Annotated in this window: 9 protein-coding genes and 2 rRNA genes; 7 read left to right on the forward strand and 4 right to left on the reverse strand. The window is 56.0% G+C overall.

Going from position 1 to position 18,287, the window contains the following annotated elements; translation table 11 throughout:
• Positions 1-77 precede the first annotated feature (77 nt).
• From NQH49_RS01340 to aceK, 6 genes are all read left to right on the forward strand, one after another.
• Positions 78-2,983 (forward strand): 23S ribosomal RNA (locus NQH49_RS01340).
• Between the two features lie 107 nt (positions 2,984-3,090).
• A 5S ribosomal RNA gene (gene rrf, locus NQH49_RS01345) occupies positions 3,091-3,206 on the forward strand.
• Between the two features lie 266 nt (positions 3,207-3,472).
• Positions 3,473-4,402, forward strand: coding sequence for a homoserine O-acetyltransferase MetA (gene metA, locus NQH49_RS01350; RefSeq protein WP_101763126.1), 930 nt, complete (start codon positions 3,473-3,475; stop codon positions 4,400-4,402).
• A gap of 266 nt (positions 4,403-4,668) precedes the next feature.
• On the forward strand, positions 4,669-6,267 hold the full coding sequence (gene aceB, locus NQH49_RS01355) for a malate synthase A (protein ID WP_256698102.1): 1,599 nt from the start codon (positions 4,669-4,671) through the stop codon (positions 6,265-6,267).
• A gap of 16 nt (positions 6,268-6,283) precedes the next feature.
• Entirely contained in the window at positions 6,284-7,585 is a 1,302-nt protein-coding gene (gene aceA / locus NQH49_RS01360) for an isocitrate lyase (protein WP_256698103.1), read from the forward strand.
• 51 nt (positions 7,586-7,636) lie between these two features.
• Entirely contained in the window at positions 7,637-9,370 is a 1,734-nt protein-coding gene (aceK, locus tag NQH49_RS01365; RefSeq protein WP_256698105.1) for a bifunctional isocitrate dehydrogenase kinase/phosphatase, read from the forward strand.
• On the opposite strand, the gene iclR is transcribed toward aceK, so the two are convergent.
• Positions 9,367-10,200, reverse strand: a complete 834-nt coding sequence (gene iclR, locus NQH49_RS01370; protein ID WP_256698106.1) for a glyoxylate bypass operon transcriptional repressor IclR — start codon at positions 10,198-10,200, stop codon at positions 9,367-9,369. The genes aceK and iclR overlap by 4 nt on opposite strands.
• A gap of 197 nt (positions 10,201-10,397) precedes the next feature.
• Here iclR and metH point away from each other — a divergent pair, with 197 nt between their 5' ends.
• Positions 10,398-14,081 (forward strand): methionine synthase, encoded by a 3,684-nt coding sequence (gene metH / locus NQH49_RS01375; protein ID WP_256698107.1) that lies wholly within the window; start codon positions 10,398-10,400, stop codon positions 14,079-14,081.
• A gap of 695 nt (positions 14,082-14,776) precedes the next feature.
• On the opposite strand, the gene NQH49_RS01380 is transcribed toward metH, so the two are convergent.
• From NQH49_RS01380 to NQH49_RS01390, 3 genes are read right to left on the reverse strand one after another with little or no spacing between them, the layout of a single operon-like run.
• Positions 14,777-16,867 (reverse strand): YjbH domain-containing protein, encoded by a 2,091-nt coding sequence (locus tag NQH49_RS01380; RefSeq protein ID WP_154194817.1) that lies wholly within the window; start codon positions 16,865-16,867, stop codon positions 14,777-14,779.
• Positions 16,867-17,604 carry a capsule biosynthesis GfcC family protein gene (locus tag NQH49_RS01385; RefSeq protein ID WP_256698108.1) on the reverse strand — a complete coding sequence of 246 codons (738 nt, stop codon included), beginning with the start codon at positions 17,602-17,604 and terminating at the stop codon, positions 16,867-16,869. Before NQH49_RS01385 ends, NQH49_RS01380 begins: the two co-directional genes overlap by 1 nt.
• The gene (locus tag NQH49_RS01390) at positions 17,601-18,248 is read right to left on the reverse strand and encodes a YjbF family lipoprotein (RefSeq protein WP_256698109.1); all 648 of its coding nucleotides are present in this window, start codon (positions 18,246-18,248) and stop codon (positions 17,601-17,603) included. The genes NQH49_RS01385 and NQH49_RS01390 overlap by 4 nt, the downstream gene beginning before the upstream one ends.
• Positions 18,249-18,287: the final 39 nt, after the last annotated feature.

Here is an 18,287-nt window from a genome sequence, read left to right on the forward strand (position 1 = left end):
AGGAAATGAATAACAACATGTTCGAGTCTCTCAAATGCTTACAGTCCGCAGCGTTGCAAAACGCCTGTGGGTTGTGAGGTTAAGCGACTAAGCGTACACGGTGGATGCCCTGGCAGTCAGAGGCGATGAAGGACGTGCTAATCTGCGTAAAGCGTCGGTAAGGTGATATGAACCGCTACAGCCGACGATGTCCGAATGGGGAAACCCGGTGCACTCAGTGCATCATCGCAACATGAATACATAGTGTTGCGAGGCGAACCTGGGGAACTGAAACATCTAAGTACCCAGAGGAAAAGAAATCAACCGAGATTCCCCCAGTAGCGGCGAGCGAACGGGGAACAGCCCAGAACCTGAATCAGTTTGTGCGTTAGTGGAAGCGTCTGGAAAGTCGCGCGATACCGGGTGATAGCCCCGTACACGAAAGTGCACATACTGTGAGTTCGAAGAGTAGGGCGGGACACGTGGTATCCTGTCTGAATATGGGGGGACCATCCTCCAAGGCTAAATACTCCTGACTGACCGATAGTGAACCAGTACCGTGAGGGAAAGGCGAAAAGAACCCCGGCGAGGGGAGTGAAACAGAACCTGAAACCGTGTACGTACAAGCAGTGGGAGCCTCTTTAATGGGGTGACTGCGTACCTTTTGTATAATGGGTCAGCGACTTATATTCTGTAGCAAGGTTAACCGTATAGGGGAGCCGCAGGGAAACCGAGTCTTAACTGGGCGTTAAGTTGCAGGGTATAGACCCGAAACCCGGTGATCTAGCCATGGGCAGGTTGAAGGTTGGGTAACACTAACTGGAGGACCGAACCGACTAATGTTGAAAAATTAGCGGATGACTTGTGGCTGGGGGTGAAAGGCCAATCAAACCGGGAGATAGCTGGTTCTCCCCGAAAGCTATTTAGGTAGCGCCTCGTGAACTCATCTTCGGGGGTAGAGCACTGTTTCGGCTAGGGGGCCATCCCGGCTTACCAACCCGATGCAAACTGCGAATACCGAAGAATGTTATCACGGGAGACACACGGCGGGTGCTAACGTCCGTCGTGAAGAGGGAAACAACCCAGACCGCCAGCTAAGGTCCCAAAGTCATGGTTAAGTGGGAAACGATGTGGGAAGGCACAGACAGCCAGGATGTTGGCTTAGAAGCAGCCATCATTTAAAGAAAGCGTAATAGCTCACTGGTCGAGTCGGCCTGCGCGGAAGATGTAACGGGGCTAAACCATGCACCGAAGCTGCGGCAGCGACACTATGTGTTGTTGGGTAGGGGAGCGTTCTGTAAGCCGTTGAAGGTGTGCTGTGAGGCATGCTGGAGGTATCAGAAGTGCGAATGCTGACATAAGTAACGATAAAGCGGGTGAAAAGCCCGCTCGCCGGAAGACCAAGGGTTCCTGTTCAACGTTAATCGGAGCAGGGTGAGTCGACCCCTAAGGCGAGGCTGAAAAGCGTAGTCGATGGGAAGCAGGTTAATATTCCTGCACTTGGTGTTACTGCGAAGGGGGGACGGAGAAGGCTAGGTTATCCGGGCGACGGTTGTCCCGGTTTAAGCGTGTAGGCTGATATCTTTGGTAAATCCGGGATATCTTAAGGCTGAGGCGTGACGACGAGCCACCACGGTGGTGAAGTAACTGATGCCCTGCTTCCAGGAAAAGCCTCTAAGCTCCAGGTAACACGAAATCGTACCCCAAACCGACACAGGTGGTCAGGTAGAGAATACCAAGGCGCTTGAGAGAACTCGGGTGAAGGAACTAGGCAAAATGGTGCCGTAACTTCGGGAGAAGGCACGCTGGCGCGTAGGTGAAGGGACTTGCTCCCGGAGCTGAAGCCAGTCGAAGATACCAGCTGGCTGCAACTGTTTATTAAAAACACAGCACTGTGCAAACACGAAAGTGGACGTATACGGTGTGACGCCTGCCCGGTGCCGGAAGGTTAATTGATGGGGTTATCCGCAAGGAGAAGCTCTTGATCGAAGCCCCGGTAAACGGCGGCCGTAACTATAACGGTCCTAAGGTAGCGAAATTCCTTGTCGGGTAAGTTCCGACCTGCACGAATGGCGTAATGATGGCCAGGCTGTCTCCACCCGAGACTCAGTGAAATTGAAATCGCTGTGAAGATGCAGTGTACCCGCGGCAAGACGGAAAGACCCCGTGAACCTTTACTATAGCTTGACACTGAACATTGAGCCTTGATGTGTAGGATAGGTGGGAGGCTTTGAAGCGTGGACGCCAGTCTGCGTGGAGCCAACCTTGAAATACCACCCTTTAATGTTTGATGTTCTAACGTAGGCCCGTAATCCGGGCTGCGGACAGTGTCTGGTGGGTAGTTTGACTGGGGCGGTCTCCTCCCAAAGAGTAACGGAGGAGCACGAAGGTTGGCTAATCCTGGTCGGACATCAGGAGGTTAGTGCAATGGCATAAGCCAGCTTGACTGCGAGAGTGACGGCTCGAGCAGGTGCGAAAGCAGGTCATAGTGATCCGGTGGTTCTGAATGGAAGGGCCATCGCTCAACGGATAAAAGGTACTCCGGGGATAACAGGCTGATACCGCCCAAGAGTTCATATCGACGGCGGTGTTTGGCACCTCGATGTCGGCTCATCACATCCTGGGGCTGAAGTAGGTCCCAAGGGTACGGCTGTTCGCCGTTTAAAGTGGTACGCGAGCTGGGTTTAGAACGTCGTGAGACAGTTCGGTCCCTATCTGCCGTGGGCGCTGGAGAATTGAGGGGGGTTGCTCCTAGTACGAGAGGACCGGAGTGAACGCACCACTGGTGTTCGGGTTGTCATGCCAATGGCACTGCCCGGTAGCTAAGTGCGGAAAAGATAAGTGCTGAAAGCATCTAAGCACGAAACTTGCCCCGAGATGAGTTCTCCCTGACTCCTTGAGAGTCCTGAAGGGACGTTGAAGACTACGACGTTGATAGGCCGGATGTGTAAGCGCAGCGATGCGTTGAGCTAACCGGTACTAATGACCCGTGAGGCTTAACCTTACAACGCCAGAGGCGTTTTGGTCTGAGAGACCGAAGATTTTCAGCTTGTTTTACGGATTAAAGATTTAGCGGAAGCGGATGTTATTCGTTTTTGCACAAAGAATTTGCCTGGCGGCTTTAGCGCGGTGGTCCCACCTGACCCCATGCCGAACTCAGAAGTGAAACGCCGTAGCGCCGATGGTAGTGTGGGGTCTCCCCATGCGAGAGTAGGGAACTGCCAGGCATCAATTAAGTGAAGAAGCCCCGAACGAAAGTTCGGGGCTTTTTTACGTCTGAAATTTAGAAAAACACTTCAGATTTAGTACCATCCTGAAGCTAAAATTCGCCACATGACATACTCATCTCCCTAACGACTTTCCCAAATCCCACCTAAAGCTGAAACATTTTCATAAACCGCATGAAGACTCGACATTCTCGACATAACACGCTAATGTCGGGCATCTGGATGTCTAAACGTTTATACGGTTATCAGTAAGAGGTGAGCAGGTTATGCCAATCAGGATTCCCGACGAATTACCGGCAGTGAATTTTTTGCGTGATGAAAATGTCTTTGTCATGACGTCGTCGCGCGCCAGTGTTCAGGAGATCCGTCCGCTAAAAGTGCTGATTCTTAACCTGATGCCAAAGAAGATTGAGACAGAAAACCAGTTCCTGCGCCTGCTCTCAAACTCACCGTTGCAGATTGATGTGCAGCTGCTGCGCATTGATAGCCGCGAGTCGCGCAATACGCCGACAGAGCATCTGAACAACTTCTACTGCAACTTTGAAGACATCCAAAACGATAATTTCGATGGACTGATTGTGACCGGCGCGCCGCTGGGATTGGTCGATTTCAATGATGTCGCGTATTGGCCACAGATCCAGCGCGTGCTGCACTGGGCGAATGAGCACGTCACCTCCACGCTCTTTGTCTGTTGGGCGGTTCAGGCAGCACTCAACATTCTTTATGGCATTCCTAAGCAGACGCGGCAGAACAAATTGTCCGGTGTTTATGAGCACCAAATCCTGCATCCACACGCTTTACTGACGCGTGGCTTTGACGACAATTTCCTGGCCCCGCATTCACGCTATGCCGATTTCCCCAGCCAGCTGATCCGCGATTACACCGATCTTGAGTTGTTTGCCGAATCGGAATCAACCGGCGCGTATCTAATGGCGAGCAAAGACAAGCGCCTGGCGTTTGTCACCGGCCACCCTGAGTACGACGCTTTGACGCTTTCAGGTGAATATCATCGCGATTACGATGCGGGCCTACAGCCGGACGTGCCGTTCAACTATTTCCCACACGACAATCCAGAATTGCCGCCGCGCGCCACCTGGCGTAGCCACGGCAATCTGCTGTTTTCCAACTGGCTGAACTACTACGTTTATCAGATCACGCCGTTCGATCTGCGTCGAATGAACCCAACGCTCGAATAAATCGCAACACTTTGTTTGATCCTGCCGCGCTAGCCGAAAGCTATCGCGGCTTTTTTTTGCCTTCTGTTCAGAGGTGGAAGTAATTGCCTTTAATTCGAGAGATTAAATTGCATAAATATCAATCTGATAAATCACTATAAATATGAAAATGGAAATAGTTTTTGAAAATAAAATAAAAATCATTATGCTCTGATCTTGCAGGTTATAAAACACCCTACATCCGGATCCGATCGTTAAACGATGGATCAACCCAGGAGGCAGCCCGCATGACAGACTCGGTTATCAGCAATACGCTAACCTTCAGCCAGCCCTTTACCCACGCGGAAAAGCAGTTGCTTACCCCAGAAGCGATCGACTTTGTACACGCATTAGTAGTGCGTTTCGCACCAGAGCGCGAACGCCTGCTGAAGGCACGCCAGCAACGCCAGAAGCGTTACGATCAAGGTAAGTTACCGGGATTTGATTCGGAAACCACTTCCATTCGTGAAAATGCGTGGCAGGTTCGTCCTATTCCGCAACTGTTACAAGATCGCCGCGTGGAGATCACCGGGCCGCCGGATCGCAAAATGGTGATCAACGCACTCAATGCGAACGTCAACGTCTTCATGGCCGATTTTGAAGATTCATTGGCGCCAACCTGGCAGAAGCTGGTTGATGGACAATTAACCTTGCGCGATGCGGTCAATGGCACGCTGAACTTCACCAGTGAAACCGGCAAGATCTACCAGCTGCGCGCCAATCCGGCGCTGCTGATGTGTCGGGTGCGCGGTCTGCATCTGAATGAAAAGCATGTGGAGTGGCGCGATCGGTCTATTCCCGGCGGATTGTTCGACTTTGCGCTCTACTTTTTCCACAACGTTGAAGCGCTGCTGGAAAAGGGCCACGCGCCATGGTTCTATCTGCCGAAAACCGAGCATGCCGCTGAAGTGGCGTGGTGGCGTGAGATCTTCCGCTTCAGTGAAGATCGCTTCGATCTGCCGCGCGGCACCATCAAAGCCACGGTGTTGATCGAAACGCTGCCGGCGGTGTTCCAAATGGATGAGATCCTGTGGGAACTGCGCGATCACGTGGTGGGCTTGAACTGTGGCCGTTGGGATTACATCTTCAGCTACATCAAAACGCTGGGCCAGCATCCCGATCGTATCCTGCCGGATCGCCAGCAAATCAGCATGGATCAACCGTTCCTTGATGCCTATTCACGCCTGCTGATCAGAACCTGTCATCGCCGTGGTGCGCTGGCAATGGGCGGTATGTCGGCGCTGATTCCGAGCAAAGACGCGGAGCGCAATTTATGGGTGACGCAGAAGGTGCAGGAAGATAAAGCGCGCGAAGCGGGCAACGGTCACGACGGAACCTGGGTGGCGCATCCCGGCCTGGCAGATATCGCGATGGAGGAGTTTGACCGCCGATTGGGCGATCAACCGAATCAATTGCACATTACGCGTGAGCAGGATGCACCAATCACCGCCGAGCGTCTGCTGGCTCCGTGTCGCGGTAAGCGTACCGAAGCGGGCATGCGCGCCAACATCCGCGTGGCGCTGCAATATCTGGAAGCCTGGATCAGCGGCAACGGCTGCGTACCGATTGACGGATTGATGGAAGATGCCGCCACCGCTGAAATCGCTCGTACCTCCATCTGGCAATGGATTCATCACAAACAAATTCTCAGCGATGGCCAGCCGGTCACGGTGGCGCTGTTTGAACGGCTGCTGGCGGAAGAGCTGGCTGCCTTGCAGCAAACCGTTGGCGCAGAACGTTTTCAAAATGGACGCTTCGACGATGCCGCCGCGCTGATGGCGCAAATCACCACCGATGACGAACTGGTTTCCTTCCTCACTCTGCCGGGCTACCGCCTGCTGCCTTGAACCTGGAGATATGACGATGAATCGTACGCAACAGATCAAACAACTGGAATCGAGCTGGAATGATGCGCGCTGGCAGGGAATCACTCGTCCGTACAGTGCGGAGGATGTGGTCAACTTGCGCGGTTCGGTCAATCCCGCCTGTACGCTGGCGGAGCGCGGTGCCACTAAACTCTGGTCGCTGCTGAATGGCGAATCGAGCAAAGGCTACATCAACAGCCTTGGCGCATTGACCGGCGGACAAGCGGTGCAGCAGGCGAAAGCCGGTATAGAAGCGATTTACCTTTCCGGCTGGCAAGTGGCGGCGGATGCCAACCTGGCCGGGCAGATGTATCCCGACCAATCGCTGTATCCGGTGAATTCAGTGCCGAATGTGGTAGAGCGGATTAACCAGAGCTTCCAGCGTGCCGATCAGATTCAGTGGGCCAGCGGCGTATCGCCAGAAGACAATGATTTTATTGATTACTTCCTGCCAATTGTCGCCGATGCGGAAGCGGGCTTTGGCGGCGTACTCAATGCGTTCGAGCTGATGAAATCGATGATTCAGGCCGGTGCGGGCGCGGTGCATTTTGAAGACCAACTGGCGGCGGTGAAGAAGTGCGGCCACATGGGCGGCAAGGTCTTAGTCCCGACGCAGGAAGCGATTCAGAAACTGGTGGCGGCGCGTCTGGCCGCAGACGTAATGAACGTCCCGACGGTATTGCTAGCGCGCACCGATGCGGATGCCGCCGATCTGATCACCTCAGACTGCGACCCGCGCGACGCGGCGTTTATCACCGGCGAGCGTACTTCGGAAGGCTTCTTCCGCACCCATGCCGGGATTGAACAGGCAATCAGCCGCGGGCTGGCGTATGCGCCTTATGCCGATGTGTTGTGGTGCGAAACCTCAACGCCGGATCTGGAGATGGCGCAGCGTTTTGCCGACGCGATTCACGCGCAGTATCCCGGCAAACTGCTGGCCTACAACTGTTCGCCATCATTCAACTGGAAGAAGAACCTCGACGATCGCACCATCGCGCGTTTCCAGCAGGCGTTGAGCGAAATGGGCTATCGCTTCCAGTTCATTACGCTGGCCGGAATTCACAGCATGTGGTTCAACATGTTCGACCTGGCGCACGCTTATGCGCAGGGCGAAGGCATGCGTCATTACGTGGAAAAAGTGCAGCAGCCAGAGTTTGCGGCGCGCGATAAGGGCTACACCTTCTCGTCGCATCAGCAGGAAGTCGGCACCGGCTATTTTGATCGCGTCACCAATATCATTCAGGGCGGACAATCCTCAGTGACCGCGTTGACCGGTTCCACCGAAGCCGCGCAATTCTAAAGCCGTCGTAGGGTCGCCATTCATGGCGACCATTTCCCCGGAGCGTTGCCGATGACACCGAGAGAATCGCTGATCGCCCACACCATCCTGCAAGGTTTTGACGCGCAGTATGGCCGCTTTCTGGATATCACCGCCGGCGCACAACAGCGCTTCGAGCAGGCTGACTGGCACGCGGTGCAGCAGGCCATGAAAGCGCGTATCCACCTTTACGATCACCACGTTGGCCTCGTCACCAACCAGCTGCGCATTCTCAATGACACGTCGGATTGGGACGACGCGTTCTGGCTGCGGGTGAAAAGCCATTATGAAACCTTGCTGCCCGGCTATCCGCGCCATGAAATCGCCGAAAGCTTCTTCAACTCGGTCTATTGTCGGTTGCAGGGCCACAGTCATCTGTCGCCCGAACGCCTGTTTATCTTGCCGTCACAGCCGTATGCGCCTGCGCCGGTTGCCCAGCGCCCGTTGTCGCGTCTTTATCGCCCGCAACACAATTGGCAGGAAACATTGCGTCAGGTGCTGAATGACATTCCGCTGCGCTTAACGTGGCAGGATCAAACGCGCGATATCGGCTGGATTGTGCGCCATCTGCACGAGCAGTTTGGTGCCGCGCAACTGGCGACGGCAACGCTGGATGTCGCCAGCGAGCTGTTTTACCGCAACAAAACCGCATGGATCGTGGCGCGCCTGCAGCTGAGCGATGGCATGGTGCCCTGTTTGCTGCCGATTCAGCGCGATGATGCAGGACGATTGTGGATCGACACCTGTCTCACCGATAGCGATGATGCCAGCATTGTGTTTGGCTTCGCCCGCGCCTATTTCATGGTCTACGCGCCGGTGCCGGCCGCGCTGGTGGCGTGGCTGCAACCGATTCTGCCGGGAAAAACCGTGGCTGAACGCTACATGGCGATTGGCTGTCAGAAGCACGGTAAAACCGAATGCTACCGTGAATACCTGCACTATCTGGCGCACAGTCAGGAAGATTTCACCGTCGCACCCGGCATTCGCGGCATGGTAATGATGGTGTTCACGCTGCCGGGTTTTGATCGGGTATTTAAGGTGATCAAAGACCGCTTCGCCCCGCAAAAAGAGGTCACCGATGCGCAGGTGCGCGACTGCTATCGCATGGTCAAAGAGCACGATCGCGTGGGCCGCATGGCGGATACGCAGGAGTTTGAGCACTTTGCGTTACCGCGCGCGCGTATTCCGGCTGAACTGATGGCGGAGTTTGAGCGCGATATCCCGGAAAAAATCGAGGTGCGCGACGACGTGGTGATCATCCGCCATTTGTGGCTGGAACGTCGCATGGAGCCGCTCAATCTGTGGCTGGCCCAGGCTTCGCCGGAACAGCGCCAGCACGCGATTGGCGAATACGGTGATGCGATTCGTCAGCTGGCGGCGGCGAACATTTTCCCCGGCGACATGCTGTACAAAAACTTTGGCATGACGCGTCACGGCCGCGTGGTGTTTTACGATTACGACGAAATCCGCCCGATGACCGAGCTGGTGTTCCGCGATGTACCGCAGGCGCGCTATGAGGAAGATGAGCTGCAGGCCGAGCCGTGGTACAGCGTCGGGCCGGATGATGTGTTCCCGGAAACTTTCCGCTATGCGCTGTGCAGCGAACCGTCGACCGGCAAACTGCTGCAGGCGCTGCATCCGCAACTGTTTGATCCCAACTGGTGGCGCGCGCTGCAAACGCGCATCCGCGAAGGGCATATTGAAGAGGTGATTGCGTGGCGCGCCAGCCAGCGTTTCAGCGCGCGCTATGCTTCGGTGGCCGCTTAGCGGCCAGAGTAGGTTTGGGTCACCTGTTTGGCGGCGCGGATCACCAGCGCACCGAGCTCCGTGATGCGGTCGTCAGTCATGCGCGCAATCGGGCCGGAGATCGAGATGGCGGCGAAGGGTTCGCCATGTTCGTCATAAATCGGCGCCGCAACGCAGCGCAGACCCAACGCGTGCTCTTCATCATCGTGTGAAAAGCCCATCTTACGAATCAGCGCCAGATTTTCCTTCAGGCTGTGCGGCGACATCAGCGTTTTTGGCGTGTAGTGGTGCAATCCTTTTTGATGCAGCAGCGCGGTAACTTGCTCATCGCTGAGATGCGCCAGAAACGCTTTACCGGCGCCGGATGCATGCATCGGCAGCTTGCCACCAATCGGCGCGGACATGCGCATCAGCTGCGTACACTGCACCTGATCGATAATCACCGCCTGATAATCGCTGAGATCCAGCACCGCCAGATTCACCGTCTCACCGGCATCTTCCATCAGCTTGCGCAGCAGCGGATGGACAATCGCCAGCAGATTACGGCTCTGCAGGAAGCTGCTGCCCACCACAAAGGCGTGCGAACCAATAGTCCACAAACCTAAATCGCCCACCTGATGCACAAAACCTTGCTGCTGCATGGTGGAGAGCAGGCGATGAGTGGTGGAGTTGGGTAAACCGGCCTGTTGCGCCAGTTCGGTCAGCGCCACGCTGCCGTGGGATTCGGCAATCAGCTCCAGCAGGCGCAGGCCGCGCGTCAGAGATTGTACTTGCCCGCCGACAGGCGCGCTGGTGGGTGTCGTTGTAGCACGGGGTTTCTTGCCGCGTTTCGCGGGCACGGGGGTTGCCATAACGTCTCCAATTCGCATCAATGCTGGAAACCATTTTCGTTTTTAACTGCATTAATGCAAACGCTGACTTTCTGGTCAGACCTGTAATGCCTGATAGCTGAAAATGTCTCATCTGAGCTGACTTTTGATCACCTGCAAGTTGTGCCAGTATGTCTGGCTGGCATATTTGCCAACGCAATGACGTGGACGGGGCGAGAGTGAGCAACAAAACAGAAATGCTGCAGCAGCAGCTGGCACAACGCATTATGATTCTGGACGGTGGCATGGGCACCATGATCCAGAGTTATAAACTGAGTGAGCAGGATTTCCGTGGCAGCCGCTTTGCCGACTGGCCATCTGATTTGAAGGGCAACAACGATCTGTTGGTGCTGACCAAACCGGATGTCATCCGCGAAATCCACGATGCCTACCTCGCCGCCGGCGCGGATATTCTGGAAACCAACACCTTCAACGCCACCACCATTGCGATGGCCGATTATGCGATGGAAGCGCTGTCGGCGGAGATCAACTTCGAAGCCGCCAAGCTGGCGCGCGCCAGCGCCGATGAATGGACGGCGAAAACGCCGCATCGTCCGCGCTATGTGGCGGGCGTATTGGGCCCGACTAACCGCACCTGTTCGATCTCGCCGGACGTCAACGATCCCGCTTATCGAAACGTAACCTTTAATCAGCTGGTGGAAGCCTACCGTGAATCCACACAGGCGCTGATTGCTGGTGGTTCCGACCTCATCATGATCGAAACGGTGTTCGATACCCTGAACGCCAAAGCGGCGATCTACGCGGTGCAGGCCGAGATGGAAGCGATGGGCGTGAAGCTGCCGCTGATGATCTCCGGCACCATCACCGATGCGTCCGGTCGTACGCTTTCCGGCCAAACCACTGAAGGCTTCTATAACTCGCTGCGTCACGCCGAACCGCTGTCGTTCGGCCTCAACTGTGCGCTGGGCCCGGATGAACTGCGCCAGTATGTGGCGGAGCTGTCGCGTATTGCTGAAGGCTACGTCACCGCGCACCCGAACGCCGGCTTGCCCAACGCCTTTGGTGAATACGATCTCGATGCGGCGATTATGGCCGAGCAAATTGGCGAATGGGCGCGCGCCGGTTTCCTCAATATTATCGGCGGCTGCTGCGGCACCACGCCAGAACACATCGCGGCGATGGCGGCAGCGGTAGACGGCGTTGCGCCGCGCCAGTTGCCAAAGATTCCGGTTGCCTGCCGCTTAGCCGGGCTTGAACCGCTGAATATTCAGGCTGATTCGCTGTTCGTCAACGTCGGCGAACGTACCAACGTAACCGGCTCAGCCAAGTTCAAGCGCCTGATTAAAGAAGAGAAATACAACGAAGCGCTGGATGTGGCGCGCCAGCAGGTGGAGAGCGGCGCGCAAATCATCGATATCAACATGGATGAAGGCATGCTGGATGCCGAAGCGGCGATGGTGCGCTTCCTCAATCTGATCGCGGGCGAACCCGATATCGCACGCGTGCCGATCATGATCGACTCCTCGAAATGGGAAGTGATCGAGAAAGGCCTGCAGTGCATTCAGGGCAAAGGCATCGTCAACTCCATCTCGATGAAAGAGGGCGTTGAACCCTTCATCGAGCACGCGCGCAAAGTACGTCGTTATGGCGCCGCGATGGTGGTGATGGCGTTTGATGAAGTGGGCCAGGCGGATACGCGTGCACGCAAAATCGAGATCTGTCGTCGCGCCTACAAGATCCTGACCGAAGAGGTCGGTTTCCCGCCTGAAGACATCATTTTCGATCCGAATATTTTTGCCGTGGCGACCGGCATTGAAGAACACAATAACTACGCGATGGATTTCATCGGCGCTTGTGAAGACATCAAGCGCGAACTGCCGCACGCGATGATCTCCGGCGGCGTCTCCAACGTGTCGTTCTCGTTCCGTGGTAACGAACCGGTGCGCGAAGCCATTCACGCGGTGTTCCTCTATTACGCCATTCGCAACGGCATGGACATGGGCATCGTCAACGCCGGTCAGCTGGCGATTTATGACGATCTGCCTGCCAAGTTGCGCGACGCGGTGGAAGACGTGGTGCTGAACCGCCGTGACGACGGCACCGAGCGCTTGTTGGAGCTGGCGGAGAAGTATCGCGGCAGCAAAAGCGATGGCGAGCAGGAGAAACAGCAAGCCGAATGGCGCAGCTGGGACGTGGTTAAGCGTCTGGAATATTCGCTGGTTAAAGGCATCACCGAATTCATTGAGCTGGATACTGAAGAGGCGCGTCAGGGCTATGAACGTCCGATTCAGGTAATCGAAGGGCCGCTGATGTCCGGCATGAACGTGGTCGGCGATCTGTTCGGCGAGGGCAAAATGTTCCTGCCGCAGGTAGTGAAATCGGCGCGCGTAATGAAGCAAGCGGTGGCGTATCTCGAACCCTATATCGAGGCGAGTAAAGAAGCCGGACGCAGCAACGGCAAGATCGTGCTGGCGACGGTAAAAGGCGACGTGCATGACATCGGCAAAAACATCGTCGGTGTGGTGCTGCAATGTAACAACTACGAAATTATCGATCTCGGCGTCATGGTGCCGAGCGACAAAATCCTCAAAACCGCGATCGCTGAGAACGCCGATATTATCGGGCTTTCCGGCCTGATCACGCCGTCGCTGGATGAAATGGTCAACGTGGCGAAAGAGATGGAGCGTCAGGGTTTCACCATCCCGCTGTTGATTGGTGGCGCGACCACCTCTAAAGCGCATACCGCCGTGAAGATCGAACAGAACTACAGCGGTCCAACTGTCTACGTGCAGAACGCCTCGCGCACCGTCGGCGTGGTGTCATCGCTGCTCTCCGAGACGCTGAAAGAGGATTTCGTGGCGCGCACGCGCAAAGAGTACGACACGGTGCGTATTCAGCACGGGCGTAAAAAACCGCGCACCCCGCCGGTGAGCCTGCAAACTGCGCGCGAGAATGATTACGCCATCGACTGGGAAAGCTATACGCCGCCGGTGGCGCATCGTCTCGGCGTGAGCCCGGTCGCAGCCAGCATTGAAACGCTGCGCAATTACATCGACTGGACGCCGTTCTTTATGACCTGGTCATTGGCCGGCAAATATCCGCGCATTCTGGAAGATGAAGTGGTGGGCGAAGAGGCTAAGCGCCTGTTTGCCGACGCCAACGCCATGCTCGATATGCTGAGTGAGACTGGCACGCTCAATCCACGCGGTGTGGTGGGAATTTTCCCGGCTAATCGTGTCGGCGATGACATTGAAATCTACAGCAATGAGAACCGCAATCAGGTGCTGTGCGTCAGCCATCACTTGCGTCAGCAGACCGAAAAAACCGACTTCGCCAACTACTGTTTAGCCGACTTCGTGGCACCGAAATCCAGCGGCAAAGCCGATTATCTCGGTGCGTTTGCGGTTACCGCCGGGATTGAGGAAGATGCGCTGGCCGAGGCGTACGACAAGCAGCACGATGATTACAACAAAATCATGGTGAAAGCGGTGTCGGATCGTCTGGCCGAAGCCTTTGCCGAGTATCTGCACGAGCGCGTGCGTAAGGTGATTTGGGGCTTTGCTGCCCATGAAAATCTCAGCAACGAAGAGCTGATTCGCGAGAATTACCAGGGCATTCGTCCTGCGCCGGGTTATCCGGCTTGTCCGGAGCACACTGAGAAAGCACCGATCTGGCAGTTACTGGAGGTGGAAAAACACACCGGCATGAAGCTCACCGAGTCTTTCGCCATGTGGCCAGGCGCGGCGGTTTCCGGCTGGTACTTCAGCCATCCCGACAGCAAATACTTCGCCGTGGCGCAGATTCAGCGCGATCAGGTAGAAGATTACGCAGCGCGTAAAGGCATGAGCGTGAGTGACGTCGAGCGCTGGCTGGCGCCGAACCTGGGTTACGACGCGGATTAACGCATCTCGTAGGGTCGCCATTCATGAATGGCGACCTTCTATATGTATGCACAAATTAAAAATGTCGCCATAAATGGCTTAATGCTTATCAGTTAAGCCAGCGGCGAGTGCGCAGGCCGGGGTCACTTTTGGTCCGGCGGTCCTCGCGCCGCTAGCGCGGTACCTTCACTTCGCTCGTCTGCCTGACGGACCGGCCGAGACGGGACGTCCTGTCCCGGCTCCGCCTTTCGCCCGCGTCCTGCGGGCTCTCCTGGCTTCCTTGCTTCGTTCAGCGCTGCGGATTGCCTGCCCAAAAGCGGCCCCGGCCTGCTTAAACTTCAGTGCGAATTGTTGAAAGGGGCACATTTACCACAGGCGCTGGCGCGTCTGCTGCGGCAAAAGGGCTATCCGCAGCGCTGAGGCTTTTACGTTGGGCCAGGAGCCTCACGCATGGATGCGTGAGGCAGTTCGGGGCCGGCCAGGACGGCCGATCCCCGGACGGTCCGTTGGCACAACGTGGAAGCCGAAGGCACCGCGCTAGCGGCGCGAGGACGGCCCGTGACGCAGCAGATGTGTCAGCGCCCGCTAACTACTTAAAGCAAAATGCTTTATTAACTGACAAGCATGACGCCATTCATGGCGACCTTCTTACATGCACGCACAAATTAAAAAGGTCGGCATTAATGCCGACCCTACGGTTAATGCATATGAATCAATTAATTAAACCGCGCATCCCGATCTGACGTCAGGTCATATAGCTGATATTTACGGCCCAGCATCTGCCCGCCATCACGCGTCAACGGCACCCAGTTCACCTGCGCACGGCCGCGCGTTGGCGTCACGGTAAACAGGTCCATTGGCACCGAAATGTAGAAGCCTTTGGTGAAGGTGCCTTCGCCATACTGTTCGGCGGAGACGTTGGTTTTAGTGGCATAGAAACCAACCATCACGCCGCTGTCAAAGCGCTTAGACACATCCAGCGTCACGCCTTTATCCTTCGCCAGATACTGCCCAACGCTGGCTTTCACCAACACATCCTGCATAAACCATGGACGCCAATACGCCGTCAGATTTCCGGTTGGCGCTTTGTAATCGGTGAACTGCATCATGTTGTCCCAATCACGCTGCTTCACGTAGTTGGCATCAACACCGAATGCCCAGTTGCTATCAATCGGACGATACAGCACTTCGCCGCCGACGCCGCCGTACATGGTTTCCAGATAACCGCCGTAAACCTGGCCGTAGAAACCGTTGCCCAGCGCATGCATGTAGTTGGCTTGCAGGTCGTTAACGTAAACGTTGTTCTCAACGTAATCACGAATGTGCGTGCGCACGCGCGGCAGTGTGGAATCCGCTGGAGCGCCGTTGTAGTTGAACTTGTCGTAGTTATTGGCGATGTTGCCAAACAGACTGCCGCCGACCAACAGGTGATCGGTAAGCCAGTAATCGGCATTGGCCATTACGCCAACCTGATACATGTAGAAGCTTTCTGGTCCACCAACCGACTGATTGAGCACTGGCGACAGGCTGTAGTTCAGGCGATCTTTGCGGATAAAGAAACCTTGCTCGGTGGTGCCGGGATCCACCGGATCTTCACGCGTCTGCTGCAGCGGCTGTTCATGGCCCAGCGGATAACCCGTCAGCTCGTTGTGCAGGCTGGCAACGTTGGTGCGCGTGCTGACCTGCGGCATATTAAAGCGCGACTCGGTGACGTCGATGGTATCGATGCCAGCCGGCAGGTTGTTCATGATGATGCGATTGGCGCGATCGACACCTTCGCGCGTGTCGCGATATTTGGTCTGCTCGCCAGAGACATACAGCGTGCTGCCTTTGGTCTGAATATGTGGGCCATTCAGTCCCGCGTTGTACTTCAGATCGGTCAACTGGTTCGCCACCACCGTTGGCTGCAACAGGTCGCCCTGCGGCTGCGGGTTGTAGGCTGGCTTCTGGCTATCAATGTGCGACTGATGCAGATCGTTGAAGTTGGTGCGCAGAGTAAAGCCGAACATAAAGGTGTTGCCGCGCTCGTAGCTGGCGTTGATGTCCGCCCAGTCGGTGATGCGATAAATCGCACCGACGTTAACCTTGCTACGTTGCTCCAGGCGACCGGCGAAATCATCCTGATAATCGTTACCTTCGTACTCCAGCTTGAGGCGCAACGGCTGCCACGGCGTTTGGTATTCCACGCCGCCAAACAGCGCTGCCGGGCCGTGGAACATCTGTGAACCGTTGATGGTGCCGGTTTCGCCGCCGCCACTGCGGCTGCAATAGCTGTCGCTGTAGGAGCAAAATGGATTTTTAAGGGTGCCGCTGTTGCCGAGATAACCCCAGCCAATACCGAGACTGAAATCGAATGGCCCCCACGCTTTGCTGGCCACCAAATATTCGCTGTCGAACAAGCCGGTGCCGCCTAAGTCGCGCGAGCCAACCGCCACTTCCGGCAACCAATAGCTCTCCTGCCATAAACGTAGCTTCACATCGAAGGCTTTATCTTTATAGCTTTGGTTGCCGCTAAAGCCTTCCACCGCGCTGTAACGGCGGGTACGCACATCGGTATAACGCACGGTGGTTTCCAGCCACGGGAACAGCTGCAGTGAGGCGGAATAGTAGCGATATTGATCGTTATCGCGGAAGTTGACGCTAAACTCGCCCTCTTTCGCCATCCGCGCGGTCGGCGTCTGCATCAGGCCGACGCCACCAAAATCTGATTGCGAAGGACCGACCGGTTCAGGCCAGGTTTCCGCATGCACCTGGCAAGCGGCGGAAACAGAAGCAGCCAACAGGCTGAGAAGTAATTGTTTTTTCATCAGTCTGGTATCCGGTGAGTCAGAACGGAAAGCATGCGCGCATTTAAATCGCTTTGGCCCCATGGCAAGCTCCATGAGGTGAAACCGAGCCAGATGATGCTGCCGGGTTCCACTTCGATATGGCGATGATTCCAGTACGCGACCGGCACTTGCTGAGTGCTGCCGGACGGTGCAATCACCGTGGCATAGCTACGTTCCGCGCCGGAAAGGCGATCGTGGCCGTCGAGGTAATCACGCACTTCACGGCCCGGCTGCCAGCTCTCTTTACCCGGATTGCTCAACGCCCCCAGTACCAACACCTGCGTCGGCGGCGCCAGCGCGTAGAGATCATAGCTGCCTTGCAGCGTGCGGTTATCCTGTGGACGCAGGCGCACGGCGTCGGGATCGAGCGAGGTGAACTGGCGGCCCGTTACCTGCATCGCGCCAAGCTGGTGGATAACCGAGCCGATAGTTGCGGCCAGAGACTCGCCGCTGTCGGCTTGCCATGTGCGCAGATCGGCCAGCAGCTGTTCCTGCTGTTGCTGTGCTAGGGAAGTTGCGCCGCGCTCGGCAATCACCGTGCCTGGCCACCAACTGCGCAGTTCAGGGTGGGTAAGTAACTGACTGAGATTCTGCGCATCGTTGATTTGCAGAGTGTTTTTTCCCTGCACATCGTGCACGGTGACTTGCGCCGCCGCCAGCGCGTGGCCAGCCGTGAGCAGCGTTAACGCTGCCAGCATTGGAGTTATTTTTTTCATGATTTCGCCGGCTTCAGAATAGTGGTTTCAACTGGGAAGGCATCGGCGGCCAGCATCTGATTGGCCTGCAGCACCGTGCCATCGCGGTTATCAATCCAGAAGGTGTTCTGCCACTCCGCGCCCACGCTCTCCATGCGCACGGTTTCATGCCAGACGCGGCACGGCACGCGATCACCGGCGATATCCAGCACCGTATCGTCACCGCGATCGAAACGTGAGACGGCGGTGGCGGCACGCACTTTGTCTTGCTCGCGCCACTGCACCACGCGCGTCCAGCTGGTACCGTTTTGCAGATGCAGCGCATCGGCGAGCGGATCCTGCGCCAGGTTACTGACGTCAGTGAGATTGCTCGGTAAACCCAGGGTTTTGATCAGGCGGCCATGCTGCATCACCAGCATCGCTTTATCCTGGGTGATCCACTTCTGTTGGCCGTTTTCGTTGTAACCGAGCACCACGAAAATGCGCGGACCTTGATTGATGCGGGCATAGAGGCTGGCGTAGGGCAGGTTAGCAACCTGTTCGTCGGTGACCGTGACATCATCCGGGCCGTTCACGGCCAGCATCACGGTTTGTTCGAGGCCTTTTTGCGTTTGTGTGCAGGCCTGCAACAACAGGCAAAGAAGTAGCAAAGAGAGTCGGCGCACTGTGTATCCCTGTCTAAATAAGCCAAGCAAAAAATAACC

The organism is Pantoea trifolii (assembly GCF_024506435.1).
Classification (GTDB): domain Bacteria; phylum Pseudomonadota; class Gammaproteobacteria; order Enterobacterales; family Enterobacteriaceae; genus Pantoea; species Pantoea trifolii.

What these genes read in the sequence shown, in the direction of transcription:
- metA (WP_101763126.1), top strand. Translation starts at nt 3,473, where the DNA reads ATGCCAATCAGGATTCCCGACGAATTACCGGCAGTGAATTTTTTGCGT.
- aceB (WP_256698102.1), top strand. Translation starts at nt 4,669, where the DNA reads ATGACAGACTCGGTTATCAGCAATACGCTAACCTTCAGCCAGCCCTTT.
- aceA (WP_256698103.1), top strand. Translation starts at nt 6,284, where the DNA reads ATGAATCGTACGCAACAGATCAAACAACTGGAATCGAGCTGGAATGAT.
- aceK (WP_256698105.1), top strand. Translation starts at nt 7,637, where the DNA reads ATGACACCGAGAGAATCGCTGATCGCCCACACCATCCTGCAAGGTTTT.
- iclR (WP_256698106.1), bottom strand. Translation starts at nt 10,200, where the DNA reads ATGGCAACCCCCGTGCCCGCGAAACGCGGCAAGAAACCCCGTGCTACA.
- NQH49_RS01380 (WP_154194817.1), bottom strand. Translation starts at nt 16,867, where the DNA reads ATGAAAAAACAATTACTTCTCAGCCTGTTGGCTGCTTCTGTTTCCGCC.
- NQH49_RS01385 (WP_256698108.1), bottom strand. Translation starts at nt 17,604, where the DNA reads ATGAAAAAAATAACTCCAATGCTGGCAGCGTTAACGCTGCTCACGGCT.